Source organism: Bacteroides sp. Ga6A2, from assembly GCF_000702225.1.
Classification (GTDB): domain Bacteria; phylum Bacteroidota; class Bacteroidia; order Bacteroidales; family Bacteroidaceae; genus Ga6A1.
In genome coordinates this window covers 38,073-60,795 of the sequence record NZ_JNKX01000001.1, presented here as the reverse complement: position 1 = coordinate 60,795, position 22,723 = coordinate 38,073, and the positions used below count along the sequence as shown (strand labels likewise).

17 protein-coding genes and 3 tRNA genes are annotated in these 22,723 nt (G+C 45.1%); 10 read left to right on the top strand and 10 right to left on the bottom strand.

Features of this window, described 5'->3' with window-relative positions; translation table 11 throughout:
• Positions 1–144: 144 nt before the first annotated feature.
• The gene (locus tag T538_RS0100260; protein ID WP_031532965.1) at positions 145–1,218 is read left to right on the top strand and encodes a mannose-1-phosphate guanylyltransferase; all 1,074 of its coding nucleotides are present in this window, start codon (positions 145–147) and stop codon (positions 1,216–1,218) included.
• Positions 1,219–1,305: 87 nt separating this feature from the next.
• Here T538_RS0100260 and T538_RS0100255 read toward each other — a convergent pair whose 3' ends face one another.
• The 3 genes from T538_RS0100255 to T538_RS0100245 all read right to left on the bottom strand — a co-directional run bounded on the left by T538_RS0100255 (position 1,306) and on the right by T538_RS0100245 (position 3,943).
• Complete coding sequence (locus T538_RS0100255) at positions 1,306–2,241, bottom strand: hypothetical protein (protein WP_139185278.1); 936 nt, start codon at positions 2,239–2,241, stop codon at positions 1,306–1,308.
• Positions 2,242–2,390: 149 nt separating this feature from the next.
• Positions 2,391–3,317 (bottom strand): riboflavin biosynthesis protein RibF, encoded by a 927-nt coding sequence (gene ribF / locus T538_RS0100250; protein ID WP_031532969.1) that lies wholly within the window; start codon positions 3,315–3,317, stop codon positions 2,391–2,393.
• 8 nt (positions 3,318–3,325) lie between these two features.
• Positions 3,326–3,943, bottom strand: a complete 618-nt coding sequence (locus tag T538_RS0100245) for an HAD family hydrolase (protein WP_031532971.1) — start codon at positions 3,941–3,943, stop codon at positions 3,326–3,328.
• Positions 3,944–4,048: 105 nt separating this feature from the next.
• Between T538_RS0100245 and T538_RS0100240 the strand changes: the two genes are divergently transcribed.
• Positions 4,049–4,122: transfer RNA gene (locus tag T538_RS0100240), tRNA-Ile, on the top strand.
• A 320-nt stretch (positions 4,123–4,442) separates the two neighbouring features.
• On the opposite strand, the gene T538_RS0100235 is transcribed toward T538_RS0100240, so the two are convergent.
• The 7 genes from T538_RS0100235 to T538_RS0100200 form a co-directional block, all read right to left on the bottom strand.
• Positions 4,443–5,213: a hypothetical protein gene (locus tag T538_RS0100235; protein WP_031532972.1), complete on the bottom strand. Its 771-nt coding sequence runs from the start codon at positions 5,211–5,213 to the stop codon at positions 4,443–4,445.
• A complete protein-coding gene (locus tag T538_RS0100230; RefSeq protein WP_031532973.1) occupies positions 5,203–6,768 on the bottom strand; it encodes a hypothetical protein in 1,566 nt (521 codons plus the stop codon). The genes T538_RS0100235 and T538_RS0100230 overlap by 11 nt, the downstream gene beginning before the upstream one ends.
• Positions 6,769–7,346: 578 nt before the next feature.
• On the bottom strand, positions 7,347–7,592 hold the full coding sequence (locus T538_RS16880) for a DUF3098 domain-containing protein (RefSeq protein ID WP_034538647.1): 246 nt from the start codon (positions 7,590–7,592) through the stop codon (positions 7,347–7,349).
• Entirely contained in the window at positions 7,558–9,894 is a 2,337-nt protein-coding gene (locus T538_RS16875; RefSeq protein WP_231497042.1) for a hypothetical protein, read from the bottom strand. The genes T538_RS16880 and T538_RS16875 overlap by 35 nt, the downstream gene beginning before the upstream one ends.
• A 42-nt stretch (positions 9,895–9,936) precedes the next feature.
• Positions 9,937–10,569 (bottom strand): glycosyltransferase family 117 protein, encoded by a 633-nt coding sequence (locus T538_RS18725; protein ID WP_051655760.1) that lies wholly within the window; start codon positions 10,567–10,569, stop codon positions 9,937–9,939.
• 542 nt (positions 10,570–11,111) lie between these two features.
• Positions 11,112–11,513: a hypothetical protein gene (locus T538_RS0100205; protein ID WP_031532976.1), complete on the bottom strand. Its 402-nt coding sequence runs from the start codon at positions 11,511–11,513 to the stop codon at positions 11,112–11,114.
• Position 11,514: 1 nt separating this feature from the next.
• Positions 11,515–13,203, bottom strand: a complete 1,689-nt coding sequence (locus tag T538_RS0100200; protein ID WP_051655759.1) for a S41 family peptidase — start codon at positions 13,201–13,203, stop codon at positions 11,515–11,517.
• A gap of 131 nt (positions 13,204–13,334) precedes the next feature.
• On the opposite strand from T538_RS0100200, the gene T538_RS0100195 reads away from it, so the two are divergent.
• From T538_RS0100195 to T538_RS0100160, 8 genes are all read left to right on the top strand, one after another.
• Positions 13,335–13,408: transfer RNA gene (locus T538_RS0100195), tRNA-Asn, on the top strand.
• Positions 13,409–13,433: 25 nt separating this feature from the next.
• Positions 13,434–13,507 (top strand) — tRNA-Asn (locus T538_RS0100190).
• A 289-nt stretch (positions 13,508–13,796) separates the two neighbouring features.
• Complete coding sequence (locus T538_RS0100185; protein WP_031532978.1) at positions 13,797–14,927, top strand: fimbrillin family protein; 1,131 nt, start codon at positions 13,797–13,799, stop codon at positions 14,925–14,927.
• 13 nt (positions 14,928–14,940) lie between these two features.
• The gene (locus tag T538_RS0100180; protein ID WP_031540312.1) at positions 14,941–16,194 is read left to right on the top strand and encodes a fimbrillin family protein; all 1,254 of its coding nucleotides are present in this window, start codon (positions 14,941–14,943) and stop codon (positions 16,192–16,194) included.
• Positions 16,195–16,209: 15 nt separating this feature from the next.
• Complete coding sequence (locus T538_RS0100175) at positions 16,210–17,355, top strand: fimbrillin family protein (RefSeq protein WP_031532980.1); 1,146 nt, start codon at positions 16,210–16,212, stop codon at positions 17,353–17,355.
• Positions 17,356–17,366: 11 nt separating this feature from the next.
• Positions 17,367–18,515 carry a lysozyme family protein gene (locus tag T538_RS0100170; protein WP_031532981.1) on the top strand — a complete coding sequence of 383 codons (1,149 nt, stop codon included), beginning with the start codon at positions 17,367–17,369 and terminating at the stop codon, positions 18,513–18,515.
• Positions 18,516–18,521: 6 nt separating this feature from the next.
• A complete protein-coding gene (locus T538_RS0100165; protein ID WP_031532982.1) occupies positions 18,522–20,645 on the top strand; it encodes a fibrobacter succinogenes major paralogous domain-containing protein in 2,124 nt (707 codons plus the stop codon).
• Between the two features lie 6 nt (positions 20,646–20,651).
• Complete coding sequence (locus tag T538_RS0100160) at positions 20,652–22,721, top strand: hypothetical protein (protein WP_031532984.1); 2,070 nt, start codon at positions 20,652–20,654, stop codon at positions 22,719–22,721.
• Positions 22,722–22,723: the final 2 nt, after the last annotated feature.

Here is a 22,723-nt window from a genome sequence, read left to right as displayed (position 1 = left end):
TTTGCTAAATGCGGTGCAAAGATACAACAAAATATTGAACCAGCAAACTTTTCGGCAACTTTTTAGCAAATTTTATTCCATTACTTTGAGAATACAAAATAAAACACTAACTTAGCCAGAGTAACAATTACAAACAAGACGACTATGATGAATCATAACTATTGCGTTATATTGGCAGGAGGACTTGGCAAGCGTTTGTGGCCATGCAGTCGGAAAGACAAGCCTAAACAGTTTATTGATTTCTTTGGAACGGGAAGAAGTATGCTGCAACAGACATACGACCGTTTCTGCAATATCATTCCAAAAGAGAATATCTACGTCTGCACACAAGAGCGATTTCGCGACTTGCTTAACGAGCAACTTCCTGAAATGGATGACAAGCACATCGTTTATGAGCCATTGGGACGAAACACCGCGCCTTGCGTTGCATGGGTTGCACACCGCATTTACGACAACGACCCTAATGCAAACATGATAATTGTTCCGTCAGACCAGATAATCCTCAACGAAACTGAGTTTTGCAAAGATGTGCAGCGCGGATTCGAGTTCATAACGCAGAACGACGTGCTCCTCACTTTCGGAATTAAGCCAACACGCCCCGACACTCGTTACGGATACATCCAGTTCGAAGAATCGGAAAACAACTTCCACAAAGTGAAATCGTTTACCGAGAAACCTGAGATTTCGTTCGCCAAGATGTTTGTAGAGAGCGATGAGTTCTATTGGAACACCGGTATATTTATGTGGAGCGTAAAGGTAATTATCAATGCCTTCAACACGCTGATTCCCGACATTGCAACGATTCTCGACGAGGCAGCGAAACTACAAGGACCAGACAACATCCGAAAGTTTATCGAGGAGCACTACTCTACCTGCCCTAACCTCTCTATCGACTACGGAATCCTTGAGCGTTCGTCAAACGTATATGTAATGCACTGCGACTTCGGATGGGCCGACCTCGGTTCGTGGGAGACATACCACGAAGTTTCTACAAAAGACGAGCAGAACAACGTATTCAAGGGCGGAAAGATTCTGAACTACAACAGCAACAACAACCTCATCATCCTTCCGGAGAACAAACTCGCCGTTATTCAGGGGTTGGAAGGCTATACGGTTGTTGAGCACGACAACCTTCTGCTTATCTGCAAGCGAGGCGATGCAAGCATCCGCAAATACGTCAACGACGTAGGCGTTGAAGCCGGCGAGGAATTCGAATAAAATCAACCTTCAAAAAAGAGCTATAAAAAACCCCGAGACTGTCAACAGCCCCGGGGTTAAAAAAATGTATTTATGAAGAAGAAAATTTTATCGCTTGAAATTAGAGAATGAAACCTCTACGAATCCTTCGCCTGTGTAAACCTCACAAGTTGTATCCTTACACTTGTAAACCTTTACAACATCAAGGTCCGGAATATCAGCAATAAGAGCGTTTGTAGTGTGGCTCTTAACCTTGTAGCTACGGTCAAACTTCAAAGATGAGACATTAGCCAAGTTTGCTGCGTATTTCTCGCCATCCTCACCAGAGATGCGGAAGATAATCTTGCTGAGAACCTTATCGTCGCCAGCAAACATCATCTTAACCTCGTGCTGACCGAACTTATAGTCCTCGAAATCGCCCTCTGCGCTTGAGAAGTATTTTCCAATCTCGTCCTGCAAGTCCTCCTTTGTCTGAAGGCCAACACCAACGATAAGAGTTTCCGGATTCAGAAGAGTCTTCCATCTTTCAACGGCCTTCTCGTTCTGTGCTCTCTGCTCTGGAGTAAGAGAACTTAGGTAAGCAGCATTTGCAGCAGCCTCTTTTGCAAGTCTGTTTGCTCTTGCAGTCTGAATTGCCTTTGCCTGTGCCTCAGACCAAGCCTCGAACTTGTCGATTTCTGCCTGGAACTTTGTCTTCAGGTCCATTGCAGCACTTACCTGTGCTACTGCTGTCTCGTCGTTCAAATCCTGATTTGCAAGAATCAGTTTATTGAAGTCCTCGACACACATATATGCCAATGGCACCCAAGCCTCTGCGGCAGTTGCCATATCGTTATTTATCTGTTCTTTAAGATATTTGTTTGCCAACTCACTGTCAACGCTGTAGCATGCCATCTTCTTTTCACCAACAAAAATGTCAGTTGCCTTGATAGGAGAAGCAAATTTCTTTCTTGCCAATGCTATCTCACCTGCACCAATTCCGTGTGCAAGAGCATCAGGCATAAAAGCTAAAAGGCTAAAAATAATGATAAAAATTTTCTTCATATCAATTCTAATTATTTTCTTCTTCGAACTTCATTGAAACGCGCTATATCGTTTCTTGTGCAAAATTATGGCAGATTTTTATTTCCACCAAATTTTTTCGCAAATAAATACGAAATAACTATTTTTTTATAGTTTTTTTAACATTAAGTTTACGAATAGAACAAAAATCTTACATATTCGGCGTCTTTTTTCAACTGCGATTCGAGTTGAAGGAGATTGTCGAAGGGCTGTTCGTCTCTGATTTTCTTTACGAATCCAACCTTAATTTTCTCGCCATATATTTCAGAATTCCAGTCGATAATATGGACTTCGATACTGACATTCTCGCCATTGTTTAGCGTAGGGCGGCAGCCGATATTCAGCATTCCGAAGCATTTTCGGCCTTGTACATCGACCTTAACGGCATAAACGCCGTTGGCAGGCAGCATTTTGTCGGCATCCTCTAGCTGAATGTTGGCCGTAGGAAATCCGAGTTTTCTTCCTACTTGGAAGCCGTGCACCACCCTACCCTCTATGGCGTACTCGTAACCGAGGCATCGGTTTGCCATATCAACATAGCCCTCGCCAAGAAAACTGCGGACAACCGACGAACTTACGTTTACATGCTCGATGGAACAGACTTGAGCCTGAACGACTTCGAGCCCCATCTCCTTTCCGTACTGAACATATTGTTCGAATCCTTCCTCGCGATTGTGCCCAAAGCGATGGTCGTAGCCGATGACGAGAACCTTGACGTTAAGGAGTTCGGAAATGACTTTCTGCATAAACTCGCGAGCCGTCATCTGCGAGAGCGATTGCGAGAAGTCGAGCAACGCAGTCTGGTCGAGCCCGATTTTCTCGAGGAGTGTAAGTTTCTCGTCGCACGTTGTTAGCAGTTGCGGCATGTACGATTCGTGCAGGACCTTGCGCGGATGCACGGAAAATGTTATCGCCATAGACGCGAGTCCACGCTGGCGCGCCAGTTCTCTCACACCATTAAGCAAGAACTGATGCCCCCTATGCACTCCGTCGAAAAAGCCGATTGTGGCAACCGACGGTGCTATCCCCGAACAATCATTTACCTTATATATAAACATAGAATGTACTATTTGAACAAATTACGCCAATCCTCGCCTGCCGTAATCAATTGCGTGTTGATTCCGAGTTTTTCGGCAGCAACGCAGTTTGCCTTGGCATCATCGAGAAAGAGAGTTTCTTGGGGAAGGATGTCAGCCTGCGCGCACATCTGCTCGAAGATTTGTGCATCGGGCTTTGTGACATGCATCTCGAACGAAAGAAACATCTTCTCGAAATGATCCTCGACCGAACGTCCGTCGTGACTGAAATATTCTCGGCACGAGAAATCCCAATGCGGTTTGTTGGTGTTGCTCAGCAAGATGACGCGATAATCTTTTTGCAAATCAATGAGGGCATTCATCAGATGAACCGGCACTCCGTTGAGAAAACTGTTCCACGCATCCAGAATCTGGCTATCAGAAACGCCGTCGGAACAATGCTTTGCCACTTCGGAGCAAAACTCCGGCACGGACACGTTTCCGAGTTCGAGCTCCTGAAAGAGCCCTTCTTTTGAATAAGCATTCACATATTTCTCCACATCGGTGAATCCGAGTGCAGCGAAGCGTTCAACGCATCTTTTCATGTTGAGTTGCACGAGCACTCCGCCGAAGTCGAAAACAAGATTCTTTATCTTTCTGTCAATCATCTTTCTTTACGAGTAATTAGGTTGCAAAAATAGCAAAAAGATTTAAAATTTTGCCAATCTTCTTTGTCATTCCAATATTTTGCCCTATATTTGCAAACGCAAATCGGACTTGTAGCTCAGTTGGTTAGAGCAACAGACTCATAATCTGGAGGTCCCTGGTTCAAGCCCAGGCTGGTCCACGCTAAAAAATCAAGCACTTACGAGTTTTTCGCAAGTGTTTTTTCTTTTATTGGTAAGCATAAGGTGAACATAGAGTCACCTAAGTGACATTGGGGTGACCTTCTGAAATTAAATGTGATGTTTTGAGAGTTCATGAAATACGTTCATAACATACTGCGCCATATATACATCTCTCACGCTATGGATAAGTAGGAACATTTTGGGAACAACAACCCCACTGACTATCGACATTGCTGCTGAAAATCAGTAGGGTTATTCGTTTTGTAGTCAATCTTGAGAAGATTGATTTTGTGGTATATCATAGTTTATGCAAACTTCGTTATACAATAAATAAATGCAAGGCTAATGCAACAATAGCTATTAGACTAACTATGATTTTAAATAACGTCGTGTCGAAGAAGGACTTTTGGTTCAACTTTTTTTGAATGTCTGCGATGTCTTTCTCTATTGCCTCAAGTCGTTCATTATGTTCTTGAAAAAGAGTGTCATGACCATCAATTCTAGATTCTGCACCTTTAACTTTTTCGTCCAACTCACCCAAATCCTTTTTATTTGAGTCCAGAATTGATTTATGTTCTTGAAAAAGAGCGTCATGACCATTAATTCGATCTTGAATGTCCTCTCGGGCGCGTAATTGCTTGATAACACTTTCTATTTCTATTCGAGCAAATTCACTAAGCTCTTCTTTTGAAGCATCACGAAGCTTCATCTCCAACTGTCTAACAACTGTACGATTGGCCGCAACGTTAACAACACCCAATCCAAAAAGATAGTTGACAGCTTTAGACAATTCCTTTTGGTTGTCAAGAATTTCTTTATTCGCCTCAATAGTGCTGCTGACACACTCAGCCTGATCGACTACAGCTTGTTGAAGTGCCTCGATGGCTAATTTCTTATCTTTTCCGTCCCACGACCATCCTGCACTTTTCTGTTTAGCTTCATTTGCTGACTTTTCTGCAGTTTTAGCATTGTTTTCAGCATTTTTCAACTTGTTTTCAATCTCAGAAATTCGATTGAAAGTCTTTGTAATAACTGATGGTAAATCTTCCAACTTTACATTTGTGACTATCGGATATTCATTATTTTCCATATTTTAATATTCTAGAAAGGTTGTCAAGTAACTGAGGATTGTTTTGTTCTATTCCAGACTTGCATTGTCCCATATTGTATAAATCAATGCCAATTTCTGCAAGAGACTCTCTGTAAAAAGCAATTGATTTTTCTGCAACTGCTTTCATTTTATCGATGGCTTCCGCTGCATCTCTTGCAGATAACCACATGTCTGCTTGTTTGTAATACACTTTTGCGCAATTGAGCATAATTTGTTCAGATTGTCGATACATGCGCTCATCCCTCAGTTTCCCCTTTTTGTACCCCATGTGTATATCTGTTCCTATAGCAACAGCGAACCTACCTAAGCCTACGAAATTCACTTGAAGAATCATATTGTTTAAAAATGCTGCAGGTTCACCCCCCGACTTTAGACCAGAGCGTATCGCTGCATCTGCAACGTCTATTGCCACAAATGTACCTGAGGCTATAGTAACCATTCTTACTATAGTCCTGTTGTTAAATGGCAATGTGTTCTTCCATTCGATGTTATAAATGAAATCGTTAAACGTTTTTATCTCCTTGGATTTAAATTCAAGGACCAGCCTTCTGACAAAGTATGAGATTCTAACGACACATTCGTTAATTATTACTGGTATCGCTTGCTTACCGAGCTCATAAAGAACTCCTATTTCTGCTCGTAAATCGAATTTGATTACACTATCTGGAATAATCTTTCCATCTTCGCCTCTTTTAGATAATAAAGTACCATTGAAAAGTTTGCTTATAAATACACAAAACTTATTGTTGTTCTCTTGGTGGCTGAAGAATGGTAAAGACGAAATTTCTTTAAGCAATGACAAAAATGGGCCTGGGAGGCCTGTTCCATATTTACCATAGGCGATTGAGCTACTAGAACCAGCGATGTCACTGACCACGTGAAAAATCCAATGCGTAAATCCGATGGCTAGTTTACTTGTGAAATCCTTTCCGATTAAATCTGTACTGGGAACATCTTCTATAACAAATGCCCCTAAAGTATTAGTACCATAAACTTTTCCTGTAAACTGAGTTAGCATGGAGAAAAGCAACCCCAACGGAGTCGGATGATGAGAAAAGTCACGTAGATGATGCTGTGTTCCTCCACCAAAAATAGCTGTTGCACTATCCGCTGGTATCGGGAATTTATCTTCTAAAAATTTTACTGCCCCTGACAATGAATCTCCGTTATATCCTTGTCTTTTAGCCACATTTTGAACAAAAGAATCCACCTTTTCCTTGCCCCATTTAGTGCCTTCGTCAAGTGAAAACTCTCCAACAAAAAAAGAATCTATTAACCCGGATATAATACCAGATGCAACAGCAATGATATTATCTATTCCATCATTATGGGAAGTCAGCTTATTATTGATTTTATCATTTAGTTCATCGATTGTCTTTTGATTTCGGGAGAGACATTCTTCGACATTATTCAATCCTGCAATTATATTCCCATGTTCATCATTTAACATAGTACTTATATCTACAGGTGTTATAATCTCGTAGTTAACTTCGAGATTATTATCTATAATTTTATATTCTGCAAGCGTACTCATAAGCCTAATTTCCGCAACTATTTAGTTTGATTGTTTTATAATAGACTGAGCAATAAGAAATTGCCAAAACTTTTGTCATGTCAGATTTTTCACTTATCTTAGTGTTGCAAAATCAAAATGTATAAAATCATCAATGACATGGCAAAGATAAAATCAGAGAAAATCACTCCTTTCGGAGGTTTATTTCAAGTGAGAGAGTTTTTACCCAATAGGTTTTTGACCGACATAACGAATAAGGTAAGACTTGCCTATCTGCCGAGCACCATTAACGAGCAGAATCTTATTAGACTCTTCCATAAGGAAGCTTGTCAAAAATGAAGTGAATTTACGTTCAAGCATAAGTATATCATTTGAATCCGCTACAAAAATACATCAAATAATTCATTTTACTCAAAAAAAATCCACTTATTCCGATATTTTAACGCTATTTTTACCAACTTATTCCGTTTTTCTAATTGCAAATATAGCCACTTATTCTGTTTTTAAAGTCACATTTTTGCTTACTTATTCCTTTTTTTATCTATCCATTCTGAAGTTCCTTGGTTCAAATCCAAGCTGGTCCACGATGTTTTTTCGGATTACCTTTTCCAAAGAATGCCAACAATTATCATAAGATAACCTGCCAGACATAGAATTGGGGCAACGACAATTATGCGGAACGAGAAGATTTCGGGGGTAAAAGACTGTTCGGTACTTCCTGAGCAAAGCATCAGAATGTAGCCTGCAAGGATTACAAGACACGATGCCATGACGATTCGCCTTCTGGTTAGTTTGTCGAGGAAACGAGCCTCAACCTTTCTGAAATTGCTTGATGTGAGATTCATATTGTTTACTGTATTGATGATAGATTTTTGTTCTGTCGAATTGCTTTGCAACAGCAAGTGCCCAGCCCATAGTCTGCGCCCATGAATACCATGTCTGGAAAGAGCCGGAACGGCGCGAAGGGGCTATGGTCTCAATCCATGTGAGCCACTCGTTGGAACGGCACAACAGATTTCCTACAATCTCATCTCCCCGCTCGGTCTGACTGGTAGCGTAGAAACATCGAGCCATAGAAAGCGCCGATTCGGTATAAGGTACATTTTCCGGCGGCATCTCATGCTGCCATTTGCGGCACACGGCAACAGCCCGTCTGGTGTCTCCCTGATTCATGAGCGAGTCTATGAGCACTCCCATAACAAACTGATGCATATCTGCCATGCGCCTAACGTCCTCATCAACATAGATTCCTTTTGTTTTAAGACCGCCAAAGCGGAAGCGATGCATTATGTTTTCGTAAAGCTTCTCAACATCAACCTGCTGGTAGGCAGATGCTGGAGAGACGCGATAAGCCAGCCCCTCAAGCACAAGATGGTCGCGGAGGAAAGGCACGTAGTCAGAGCCTAAACCTACAGTTATGTAAAGGGGGCGATTCCAGTCGGCTTTCGACAGCATTTCAAGCACCATCAAGTCGCTTTTGTACAAGACTTTCTTATCCTTCAGAGAAAGAACCATCGTGCCCGAACCGGAAGTGATGGTTACGCTATCGGTCGGAACACATTGCATCTCAGCCTCATCGTTTAGTATCCATTTGCCGATGATGTTCTTGAGTTCGAACGGTTCTTTGCCAAAAGCCTCAACTGCTTCGCCGGGATGAAGCCTCATATATTCCTTCACCTCGTTTTTCCATTCAGGACGAACACACGCATATTCGCGCTTTCCTTCCTGATAATCTTCATGATGCCAACTTATTGGCAAGGCTGGAGAATCGTAGGCAGGCCGTTTCATCTGGTCGATATACCAATCAGTCTGGAGATATTCCAGATTGCAGACTCGCGTGTCGGTTCTGAAGCCCTCGACCTCCTGATTGTACCAAAGCGGAAATGTCTCGTTGTCGCCGCTTGTCAGGATGATTGGATCTCCTTCGCGTTGCATACTTTCGAGATAGTTTGCCCCGAAATCGCGACACATATAACGGTCTGAGCGGTCGTGGTCGTCCCAAGTCTGACCGACCATCTGCAACGGCACAAGCAGACAGATTATTGCGCCAGCAACCACAGCCGTCAGAGCCTTGTTTTTAAGCAATTTCTGAAGGGATGCGATGACGCCTCCCACTCCCACGCCAATCCAGATTGCAAAGGCGTAGAAAGAGCCAGCATAGGCATAGTCGCGTTCGCGCGCCTGAAGCGGCGTCTGATTCAGATAGACGACAATGGCGAGTCCCGTCATCACAAACAACAACGCGACAATAAGAAGTTGATGCCTGCCCTCGCTCCGCCTGCGCCATTGCCAGACTATTCCTGCTAAGCCAAGAATGAGCGGCAAAGCATAGAACACGTTACGTCCCTTGTTCTGCGCCAAATCCGAAGGAAGTTCCGACGTGTCGCAATCAAGCAGCCAGTCGTCAATCCACCCGAAGCCCGTTATCCAGTTGCCATGCTCAACCTCGCCATGTCCCTGAATATTGTTCTGCCGTCCGACAAAGTTCCAAAGAAAGTATCGCCAGTACATGAAGTTCACCTGATAAGTCAGAAAGAAGCGCATGTTCTCGCCCATTGTTGGCACGCCGTTCTGCTTCTCTACTCCGTTCATCCACTCTTCGTAAGCCTTGGCATGACGGGCAGAATACATTCGCGGGAAATGCATATTGCTCTTGTAAACCGCCTGCGTGTCGTGGCGAATAACGTCGTACCGATGTTTAGCAGAATCGGCAGTCGGTCGGTAGATGGCTCTACCCTCTTCGTCCCCAGCCTCATAGTCAATCTCGCTGCAATAAGCCGGGCCATATAAAAGCGGAGTGTCTCCGTACTGCTCACGATTCAGGTAACTTCCCAGCGAAAAGATATTTCCGGGCGCATTCTCACACATCGGCGTATTTGCATTAGCCCGAATGAAGATGACTCCGTAACTGCTGTAGCCTGCCAATATCATCAGAAGGCAAGCCAGCGACAACTTCAGAATCCTCCGCCGAGCCCTATAATACGCAAAGACGAGCGTTCCCGTCAGCAGAACAATATAGAAGATGAGCCCTGTATTATACGGACAGCCCATCACGTTGGTAAACAACAGTTCGAACCATCCGCCAACCCTCACCACTCCGGGAATGAGACAATAGAGAATGATGCCCACCAGCAATCCGCCAGCCACGAGCGTCTTTATAATTCCGAATTTTGTGACACGCTCGGCCTTTCAGAAATAGACAACGAATGACATCGCCGGCAGGCAAAGCAAGCAAAGCAGATGCACGCCTATAGAAAGTCCTGTGATGTAGGCAATAAGAACAATCCATCGGTCGCTCTGCGGTAAGTCGGCTTCGTCCTCCCATTTCAAGATTAGCCAGAACATCAGGGCCGTCAAGAAACTGGAGAAGGCGTAGACTTCAGCCTCAACAGCCGAGAACCAAAACGTGTCGCTGAAGGTATAAGCCAACGCTCCCACCACGCCGCACGCCTCGATATTGATGACTTTTACAATAGTCAGACTATCATCAGATTGGCATACCAGCCTTCTGACAAGATGCGTGATTGTGAGAAACAAGAAGAATATACAGCCCGCACTCAGAAGAGCAGACAGCCTATTCACCATAAGAGCAACCTGCGAAGGGTCTTTGGCAAACTGCGAGAAAATATTTGCCGCCAACATAAAAACCGGCGCGCCCGGCGGATGCCCGATTTCCAACTTATATCCGCACGCAATAAATTCAGGACAGTCCCATAAACTTGCCGTCGGCTCAACGGTCAGGCAATAAACAACAGATGCGATGGCAAAAACGAGCCATGCCATGCAGGTGTTGATTTTCGAAAATGTTGTTTGCTTTATCATACCTCGTTCGTTTTTCCGACAAAGCTAACAGCAAGAGCTCGAACAAGGCTAAAAAACTTCCTGACATTTGTCTGACATTTATCCAGCACAAAACCATCTACCTGATTCTCAACAACTAAAACAAAACTGTATAATGACTCATTTTTACCACAAACATCCGATTTTGCCACAAATCATAATCCGTAACAATATGCAAAATGAAGAATTATTATGCAAGTAGAAGGTCCAAAAGCGACTATTTAGGCATAAAATAGCTTCGAGGTAGCAAGAGGATAGCAAGACGATAGTAAGTAGGTAGCAAGTAGGTAGGAAGGGAAACTGCATATCGATGCAAAAACGAAAGCCGAAAGATAATTATCCCCATAGCACCAGCAAACGTTCGTTTTCTTCGGGATGCCTTCGGGATTCGTTCGGGTTTTCAAGTCTGCAAGAAGAACAATCAACGGTCGGGCTGAATTCAAAAAACCGTCTGAAAAGTTTGAGGAATGACAAAACAAAAAGCGTAAAACACTCATTTTCGTGAAGTATCTTACGCTTTTACATTATTTCTTCTCTTTTGCCTCGAAAGCAAACTTCTTGTCGGCGTTTCGCCTGACAATTATATTCTCGCTCTGTTTGCCAAGGTTGAAACTTCCCGTCAAATCGGTTCGGGCATCGACAACCATCAGCATCGAGTTGTCCTCGAAACGGCGAATCGGAATCTTAACGCTATCGCGCTGCACCACCTTATTGTACAGCAGACTGTCGTTTACATAAACCTTTATCGAGTCGCCCACGAAACCGCTTTGCAGTTCAATTCCGTACGACTCCTGATATTGTTTTACCGCCATTCTTTCGAGGCACATGTTCATAAAGATGAACACTACACCAAACACGGCAACAGCCATGAAAGCCACTCCCCACATGAACGAACGGTTAAACCTTGATGCCTTGTTTTGTATCATATCACTTTTTCTTTTCTTTCTTTACAGGAGCAGGAGCCGAAAGAATCTTTGTGTACTCGTCTGAGTTCAAGACTCTTATAGCCTCGTCTATCACTTTGTCGTGCTGGTTGCGCTCAAGAACGCCACCCTTCTGATAGAACCATCTCAAGGCAAGTTCCTGAGTAATCAGCTCGCAGATGTTCTTCTTGAAGTGGTTGAGGTCGTGCTCAGTATTGTGTGTCAGTTTCTTCTCGAGCGAAGCAAGTTCGTCCTTAATATCCTCCGAATATCCCTCAAACTTGGCAATATCCTTCAGAACCTTCAGCGTCTTCTCGCTCTGGCGGTCGTATTTGAAATCTCCGTCAATCACCTTCTTCTTGAACACCTCATAATCGGCATCGGTATAGTTTATCTCCTTTGCAGATGCAGGCTTTGGATGAGATGCCACATACTCGTTGGCATAATCGAACAGGATGTCGTCGTTTGCCATGTAGTAGATGAGGTTCGGCAGACTGTCGCCAGCCACAACGATGTCGGGCAGGATACCACCGCCGTCGCGCACCTCACGCCCAGCCGCTGTCTTGTATACGGTTGTCAGGCTGTCTGGGATTCTGCCCACCGAGCCGTCCTCGTTTCTGTGTTCATAGTCGATAGCCTGAATACATCTTCCGCTCGGAATGTAATACTTTGCAGTCGTAACCTTCAGACCGCCGCCGTAAGGAAGATCGTGCACCACCTGCACAAGACCCTTTCCGTAAGTTCGTGTTCCGATAATCACGGCGCGGTCGAGGTCCTGTAACGAACCCGAGAGAATCTCGCTTGCCGAAGCCGATGCGCTATTCACAAGCACGGCCAAAGGAATCTCGGTATCGAGCGCGTCCTTCGTTGTCTTGTAAACCACGCACGACGATTTAACCTTTCCCTTGTTCTGCGCAATCATCTTACCCTTCGGAACAAAAAGGTTTGCAATATCAACAGCCTCAGACTCCAGACCGCCGCCGTTGTTGCGAAGGTCGATGATAATCTTCTTTGCACCCTGACTTTTCAGTTCGATAACAGCTCGGCGAACCAATTTAGACAGCCCCTCCTGAGTAAAGCTGTTAAGACAGATGTAGCCAATGCCGTCGGCAACCATGTCGTAGCAAGTGAGCGACGGAATCTGAATGTTCTTTCTCGTTATCTTAAATTCGAGGGGCTTGTTAACGCCTGCGCGCTTAACCTTCAGGATGAAACTTGTGTTTGGGTCGCCTCTAAGCTGGTTACTTACCGAAGATATATAGTCAGAAACCGGCTTGTCGCCCTTCTTCGGAATATCCTTCCCGTCTATCGACAGAATAACGTCGCCAGCCTTTACGCCAGCCACGAGAGCAGGCATATCCTCGTACGGTTCTGAGATTACGGCTCTGTCCTCAGCCTTGTAATAGCGGATTATCGCGCCCATTCCGGCATACTTTCCGGTAACGAACATCTTCAAGTCCTTCGACTCGTCTTCCGAGAAGTAGACCGTATAAGGGTCGAGTTCGTTCAACATACCGTTGATACCGGCGTGGATTATCTTTTCGTTTTTCACCGTATCAACATAATGCATATTCAGCTCTTTCACCACCGAGTTGAATATATCTATATTTTTAGACAACTCAAAATTCTGCTTTTGTGCCTTCATGCCTGCAACCATGCACAGACCGAAGAAAATCAACATATATCTTTTCATACATTATTTAATTTGGTTACAAATATAGCGCAAAAAACAAAAATCAGATACAAAATTGTATTTTTTTTCTGAATTGTTTGGTTATTTAAAAATTTGATATTACTTTTGCACCGCAATTCTGAAACAAACATGCTTCAATAGCTCAGTTGGTTAGAGCACCTGACTGTTAATCAGGGGGTCGTTGGTTCAAGCCCATCTTGAAGCGCTTTTAAAAACGGAGTTGCAAACATGCTTCAATAGCTCAGTTGGTTAGAGCACCTGACTGTTAATCAGGGGGTCGTTGGTTCAAGCCCATCTTGAAGCGCACGAAAAAGGAATCTGCATCTCGCAGGTTCCTTTTTTCATTTTTCTACAACTTAGACCGTAAAAGTACCAACCTTAAACTAAACCGTCACATTTTTTGTTAAATAATGCTTAAAAATTTGTCTGTTTATATATTTTTTTGTTGTTTTGCATATTACATTAGGGCTAATTGTGCTCTTTTGTAAGAACTATGATGTACATTAATAGTAATCTAAAGAATGAAATTGATGAAGAACGCGTTAATTAGGACGCTAAACGGAACCCTGATTTCAGCTTGTCTGATCACAGCAATGGCCAGCTGTTCAAGCGAGGAAATCAACGGTTCTGTACCAAGCGAAAATGAGCGAACAGTACCTTTGGCACTTAAAGAAGGTTCCTGTGCCAAAATCACAAGAAGCAGCGCCATCATCGACTCTGCCTCTATCAGTTACATTGGAGTCGTGGGTTACGGCTATGCCTTCATCCCCGACAAAAACGACCGAGGAGTATTCTACAAGAGTAACAACAAATGGACTTTGCATCCCGACCTTCTTTCGGAAACGGGAATGACGAAGAACGTGTATCTGTCTAAGAACAGAACCGATTTGTTTGCATACTCTCCTGCCGTAGACTCGGAAAGCAAGCCCGATTTTACGAACATCAACTACGAAAACAAGTCGATAACATACAAGCAGCCGAACGTCGTAAGGTTCGACTCTGCTTTCTACAACGGAACAGACTATATGTTCGGTTGCGAATATTTCAGATACAAGCAGGACAAGACACGCACCATTGCCACAGCATACAGCGCACTGGGACAAGATACAGCAAGTTTCATGATGCTGCACTCTCAGGCTGCCATCGTGCTGCGATTCACTCGTGGTTCGTCTTATCGTGACGATAAATTGCTGAAAGGTGAAATTCAGAACATTACCCTCAGCAACGGATACAACAAGGCCTTCATCTGCACCGAAGGCGAAATGCTGTTCGACCCTACCCTCGACGACAATACTCGCATCAAGGGCAAGACGTTCGAATCGACCTTGCAATGGCAGAAAGAAGACGGCTCGCCTATACTAACGCTCGACAATCAGGTAGGAAACATTGTTACCTGCATGGCGTTCGTCGCTCCAACCGAAATTAAAAAGGCTGAGTGCGACGAAGAATTGTTCACGTCAAGCAACAAGACTAAGGAGTTCGAGAAGGGCGAGGTATACGACCATCTTCTGAAGATTAAGCTCCTCTGCGATAATCAGGAAATGACAGCCTACACAAACAAGATTCCAAGATGGGAGGCAGGAAAGTTATATTACTACAATATCCGCGTAATTGCCAATGCACTTTGGATTGACAATGTGTATGTTGACGAGTGGCTCAACGGAGATGTCAGCGGAATGACAGGCTCTGGCGAAGGTATAGGAGATGAATTTGAACTGGATTAAACATTCTGACAGTATGATAAAAAAGATATTTACAGTAGCCTTTGTCGTATTGGCAATATGCTCGTGCAAGAACGACGACGTTGTTACGCCAGACAGCCCTGAATCAGACAGCTATCTGACAATTGGCAGCACCACTGTCGACGCGAGCGAGGACAACACTACGCGAAGCGCAGGAAACGCTTTTACAAGCAGCAAGAGCAACACAGGCTGGAGCGAGGGCGACCAGATGGGTATCTGGTGTATCAACACCGAGCTTGCGCACTTCAAGATTCACTCAGATCTTGCCTGTTCTAACACAATCGCAACATTTACAAGTGCAGGATGGGACATCGAAGGAGACCGTCGCAGACTTAACTCTCCTTACCTTGCTGCCATGTTTGCATACTATCCTTATGTAAAGAACTATGCTACTACCGACAAGGAAGTTACGGCCGACTCAATTCCTATCAGAATTGCAGAGCAGCACGATGTAATTTACGGTAGCAACCTGCATAGCGAAGACCCAGAATTGAACCGCGCAATGAACATTGCATACGACTCGGACCTTATCAACGACGAGACCGAAGGCATTCTTTCGAACAAGAACATGCGCGCGGACCTTTATATGCATCACGCATTAGGTTTGGTTGAGTTCAGAATAAGAAGACGCAACTATTCAGGACTGGGTCACATAGACCGTGCCGTAATTACCGACGAGACTAACCGTTTCGTTAACAACGCGATACTTACCGTTTGGTTCGACTACAACGATACCGAAAGATACCGCATGGTTGGCGGAGGCGACATTGAATCTGTTGTAAAGAATCTGCCAAACACAAAGAAACTCCCTCAGTTCGAGGAGAGACTGAGAGACGACGACGGAAAGTTCATAGACGAATACACCCCCATCGACCTTGGTCGCGTAAAGGCTGTTGACTATACAAGCAGTCTTACATCCATGACACCGGAGGTGATTCTGCCAAACGATACAGTTACTCGTGTTTCTGTAAACTTCTTCGTTGCTCCGCAGAAGAAGATTAAGCCTACGCTGAAGGTTTACTTCGACGGCGAGGACAATCCGTTCGAATTCACTTTCGACAAGGAACTGGAGATTAAGGCTGGCTACCGTTACGTTCTCTACGGAAGAGTTGACGGCGGTAACTACCTGTACTTCGGCGAGCCACAGGTTGTTAAGTGGGACGAAGAGATTAACCTCGACCCTAAACCTAACGATCCCGAGTTGGACGTTCCTGGTGGAGATGAAGACAACATTAACATACAATATTAAGAAATACATATCATTATGAAAAATAAATATTCATATATCATTCTTGCGGCTGCTATTGCAGGCCTCACTTCTTGCTCTTCTGAAAACTGTGGGCAAGATTTAATCAACGAAAAGTTGGAGAACGAATGTTCATTCCTAAGTTTCAATCCTTCTTTTGATATTGTTCAGTCATCAGAGTCAAAAGCAAAGACTCGTCTTTCCGACCCTCTTGACGCAAACTACACATATTTCGAGCCGGGTACATACAACTTCGGAATCTGCGTAATGCAGAACGACTGTGCCAACGGTAGCGTTATTGAGGAGAACTCTTACGTGCCTTGGAAGGTTGGCGACACAAAGGCCGAGACAATGTGGAGAAACTCTGGATTCCAGTCATACTACAACATCAACGGCGAATACAGAAAAATCAGCGCAAATACTTCAGATACAAACAGCGAACTTAACTGGTATCTGACTTCTGCCACAGGCAAGGAACTTTATCTGAGCAAGGACAAGGCTTCTGTAGCCCTCAGACGCAAGGAGGACAAGCTGCCAAAGATTTTTGCATATTATCCTTGGCAGGAAATCTCTACTTGCCAGAAGATTCCGGTAAACAACTTCAACATCGACTATCTGTACGCCACTCCAATCCAGATTCAGGAGAGCGACTTTATAGAGAACGACAACAAGCGCGATTACTATCGTGCTAAACTTCGCTTCAACCACGTTACAGCAAAGGTCATCTTCGATATCGTAAACCTGAACAAGACTGAGGAAGACTCAATCTACAGCGCAAAAATATGGGGAACGACAATCGCAACAAGCGGTTACTATGACATTGCAAACGGAAGCTTTACAGTTGGCGAATTCGGTGCCATCACAAGCAAAAAGGATCCTGCGCTGGTTATCCCTGCACAGACTAGGGTTTCTGATGCATTCACATTCTACATTGCACCAATATCAACTCCTTCAGCTGCCGACGGCGACGACTTCTTCAAGGTTATGTTCGACATTTGGAGCCTTCGCGAGAACACTACATCGGCAACAATGAAAAAAATTGCATACGAGAAGGGAAAGCAGTACAGAGTTACTGTCTACATCTCTTCTAACAGAGTTCAGTTCGGCGAGCCACAAGTTGAGGACTGGATTCCTGTAACCATCGATAAAGATATCATCCTATAAAAGAACGACCAATGAAAAGGCTAAATTTATTAACAACGTTAGCAGTTGCTCTCGGAATAGGCTTTGCAAGTTGTTCTGAGGATAACCTGCCGATTGGACCAGACGTCGACACCGTTGTAGAAAGTGATCTGAAGATTACGAGAGCAGCGCTGGAGACAAACGATCCGTGGATTGCCTTGGGCTTTAAGAAGACGGGCAACACATGGAGCGCGCTCGGCAACTATAACAAGAAGGATAATAAAGATACTGCAAGATACAAGATTACATTCGACGAGGATGTGCTGAAATACCGCTTCATCGCGGCAACTCCACAACAGGCAAGCATCATCACCCTGAAGGAGAACGACAGCACTACATTCGCCGTAAATCTTGCACACTCTTCAGACGTTGCCATCTCGTACAAGGACGTGAAGTTCTCTCGTCCTGCCGACAAGACTCAGATTATCGACTCGACAATCGCCTTGCCAAACATGCGCCATCAGGCTGCATTGCTGGGCTTCAACATCAGCATGCAGGACAAGCGTAACAGCAGCGGCGAGCAGATGAACCCATTCTACGGCTGGTACATCAAGATTGATACCTTCCAGCTGCACAACGTTCTGAAAGAAGGCGTTATGCGCTTCATCAAGGATGGAGAGAACAAGGGCAATCAGGCCGACAAGGTTGAGGAGACATCGGGCAAGTTCATCGTGACATCGCAATGTGCCTTTACAAACAAGCCATCAAGCACTACTCAGTATGTGCAGGTGGCTATGGTGCCATACAAGTACAGCGAGACTCACAGCGTAACTGCCGACCTTATCATGCACCTTATCAACCCTGCCGACCCAACCGATACTCAGCGCGTATCGTACACCGTAGGTTTGTTCAGTCTCGACGATGCAGACGAGCAGACAGCCCTGAACATATTCAGCGGCAGAGCATACTCGTATAACCTGAAGATTGCAGCATCGCAGCCTCAGCTCTTCCTCTATGTTTCTGACTGGGACGGAGACGAGCAGACGAGCAACACAACCGTAGGCGGCGGCAACAATTCCGAAGGTACAAACGATGACGGAACTCCAAAGACTCCAGACAACGTAAGCGACTGGATTATCGATTGGGAGTCTACTTGGGGCAATGGTGGAAACAACAATGACTATAATTCATTAGGAGATTAACAGAATATGAACAAGTTCTTTAAATCAAGCATACTGATGGCTTTCGTAACAGCCATCTCAACAAGTACTCTCATAACAAGTTGTCAGAACGACGACATCGAAGAGTACACACAGAATCAAGAGGACAAGGTTCTTGTGAACTTCTGTTTGAATGCAAGCGATCTTATTGACGATTCGAAGGCTACAAGAGCAGCAGGCGGCGCATCTGACGACGCTCTCGACTCGCTCGTTTCGGACGTATGGATTATGCAGTATGTAGGGCAGGGTGAGCAGGACATTCCTGATCTCTGCACATACAAAGACCTCTCAAAGGTTGAGCCGAAAATCGACCCGAAGACAGGAAAGAGATACTACAACCTGCAAATGTGGGTTAAGCCTTACAAGAATCTTGGCGGCGACACCGACGAGACTCCGGTACGCTTCTACTGCTTTGCCAACACTCACGACGAGAACTACTTCCAGTCAAACACAATCAAATGGGGTAACCGTCCGAAGGAGAGTCAGGCTAAGTCAGTAATCATCTACCTGCCAAAGGCTACCACAACCGTTCCGGGAGCATACGTTCAGGACTCACTCTACACAGAGAAAGGTATTCCGATGGTGTGCTTCAAGAAGTTGAAGGAGTTGCAGGCCGACGATACTATCAAAATAGACCTGAAGAGAACTGTCTCTAAGGTTACGCTGAACCTGCGCGTATCTAACAAGGTTAAGGTTCTTACCGCCCAGATGAAGAACGTGAACAAGCGTTGCTACTTCGACGAGGGCGATGCCGTTCTTCAGATTGGTGACAAGACCGACCTTTCGGAACTTGGTTGGGAAAGCGCCGAGACAGTAAGCCAAGAGGCTGGATACACCACAAAGCGATTTGTGTGGTATATCCCAGATAACCTCGGTCTGTCGGCAAAGGGAAAGGCAAACTACATAAACGTTGTTGCAAGCAGCGAGGACAAGATTATGAATGTGAGATACTACATTCACGATGCGGATGCTGCAAAGGACAACTATCATGTTGAGAAGAACAGAAGATACACATTCAACAGCACCATCGAGAACATGGGCGTTGTTGGAACAACCACATACGGTAAGCTAAACAACAACAGCAACGACCAGAACGTGGTTATCACAACCGAGCGTCTGGGTGCAGTACGCAACCCTTCTCACCCTGCAAACTGCTACATCATCAACCCTACATCGGGTACAGGATTGAATTACTACTTCCCTATCACCCAGCTTAACAGATACGGTCTGCAATTCAAGGGCGACAGCATCATTAAGCACGATACCCAGTGGAAGGCTCAGATTCTGTGGCAGTCAACCGACAGTCTGATAACAATCTCGGGCTACAACACCAAGGGCGAAGGAAACATCATCGTTAAGACAAACAACAAGAAGTCGGCAAGCAACATTACGGGTAATGCCATTGTTGCCGTTCTCGACATGAAGGACAACGTGCTTTGGACATGGCACATCTGGGTAACCCCTACTCCGGGAAACACAACCGTAAGAGACGTTACCTTTATGAACTGTAACCTTGGCGCACGACTTACAGACCCAAGCATCGAGGACATCAACATCTTGTCTTTGCAGTATTCTAACATCAACGGCCTTTACTATCCTTGGGGATGCAAAGACCCTGTGTACACTTACAACCCGAAGACAGCAAACAATGACAAGACTGCTGCCATCGACTACCCATCAAGTTATATAGACGTGTCTACAAGTTGGACAGGAAGTTATCCAAGCGGCGGCTCAGACGTTGACAACAAGAGTTGGTACGACAACGGCAAGACCGTTTTCGACCCATGCCCTTACGGATACCGAGTTCCTACATTCGAGGAAATCAGCGCGCTTGAGACTGCCACATCTGGTACAAGCAACGGTTTGTACGAGAAGATTACAGACTTCAACTACTTCTACCACTTGTTTGGCAGCGCATGTCTGTTCCCTATGTCAGGCTACCGTCTGCCAGCAGGCAACAAGATGGACGACAACAAGTATGGTTACTACTGGAGCGCCAACGCTATGTCAGCCAACAGAGCATACTATTGGAAGACCGCCGATGGTTACACAGTTGTAAACAACGATATGTCGCGTAATAACCTTATGCAGATTCACCCTGTAAAAGAATAAGCAATTATGAAGATAGCATCAATAAAATACTCAGTTTTGGCGTTGTGTGCCACTATGTTCTTTGGCTGTTCTGAAGACAACGTAGAGGATAGCGGCAACGCAATGGGAAATGTAACCATCAGCCTTGACGTCCTTGAACCAAAATCAACACGTGCCGGCGAGACTATCGAGACCTCGGCTCTCGACAAGAAGATCAGCAACATGTGGCTTGTTCAGTACGTCTACAACAACAGCGGAAAGGAGATTGAAGCCGACCGCGCCATAAGATACGTTACCGTTACGAACAACAAGATAAATACAACGCTTCGCACAACGCTTACCGGCGAGACAACGAAGTTGTATCTTATTGCCAACACTCACGACGACGAGGCTTTCAGCCGCATCGCGCCTCCTTCTGAGGCTGAGTTGCAGAAGGCTTCGATGGACATCGACTACAACACGATTGAGCAGGGCTTGCCTATGTCATCGGTAGTTTCGCTTAGCGGATTCAAGGACGGCGATGCCATCTCAGCACAATTGAAGCGTCGTGTTGCAAAAGTCGTTGTAAACGTATCAAGCCCAACAACATCGTCTGACAACATCGAGATTCTGAACGTTCAGTTACAGAATACAAAGTCGTCTTACTACCTGTTCAGCGACAGCAAGGACGATATCAAGAACGGCGACAGCCAGAATTTCTCTTCTGAGACATGGAGCAACAGCAACGGCGGTAAGAACACGTACACTTACTATATTCCTGCAAGCTATGCAAGCGATTACAGCGAGTTCCCATACTTGTATATAAACGCTGTTACAAACAGTAAGTTCGTTACATACCGTCTGCGTCTTCAGGGCGAAGGTGCATCTACCTCCGATACTTGGAGAGAGGTTGAGAACAACCACTACTATGTTCTTAACGCGCCTGTTACAGGCTCGAACAACACAGGCGACGAGAGCAGCAACAAGTACATCTACTCATCGCCTTGCAAGCTCGTTGACCATGGCGACTCTCCTGAGAACTGCTACGTCATCGACAGCGACGACAACGATGCCATGTACTACCGTTTCCCTGTCAGCCAGATTAATGAGTACAGAAAGTTGTACGACAAGAATCATCTGATTACAAACGATACAATCTACCACGCAAAGGTTATCTGGTGGAGTACAGGCTCGCAGGATGCCGCAGCACGCCAGAACAGCTGGGTTTCAATCGTTGGTACTACATGCCACGGAAACGACGGCCACGTTATCATCAAGCGCAAGGACAGCGACGGAAATGCCGTTACCGGAAATGCGCTTATCGGCGTATTCAACAGCAAGGAAGAGCTTCTGTGGAGCTGGCACATCTGGCAGGCTCCTAAGGTTGACGACCTTACAATAGGCGGAAACACATTCATGTCTATGAACCTCGGCGCAGTTGAGTTCTCGCCAAGTGTGAGCCGTGCATACGAGTTCTACAACAGCGTTGGACTTTACTACCAGTGGGGACGAAAAGATCCGTTCGGAACTGATTTCGAAACCAACACAAGTGCCATCAACCTGAACTACGTTCTCAGCAACTATCCGTTCAGAATAGAGAACTTCTCAGAACTTGGCATTACCGACCTGAACGCCAACATTACGGCATCTCGCACAAAGGCTGTAAAGAATCCTACGACATTCTTCTACAACACATCTGCCGACGAAGTTGAGAACTGGTCTGGCTGCGACGGAAACAGCAGCTGGAACAACAGCGGCAGCAAGACAGTATTCGACCCATGTCCTTACGGCTACCGAGTTCCTACGGCAGCCGAGCTTGCAGTACTCGAAAACAACACTTTCGTGTCTGATGCAGGTAGAACCGTAATCGAATACAAGACTTCGCAATTCTATGTGCCAATAGCAGCATGGCTCACAGGTGTCGGAACTGCTACGACAGCCGGTACTCTTCAGACCATCGACTACTCTAACGCCGGAGGTTCGCTCTACAGTTCAACAACAGGTAATGGCCAGCAGAAGGCCCGCTACTTGTTGCTTAAGAGTATGGGCAACAACAACGCCAACGCCGATGCGGCAAGAACATACGCGCGTCCTATACGCCCTATTAAAATGAATTAACT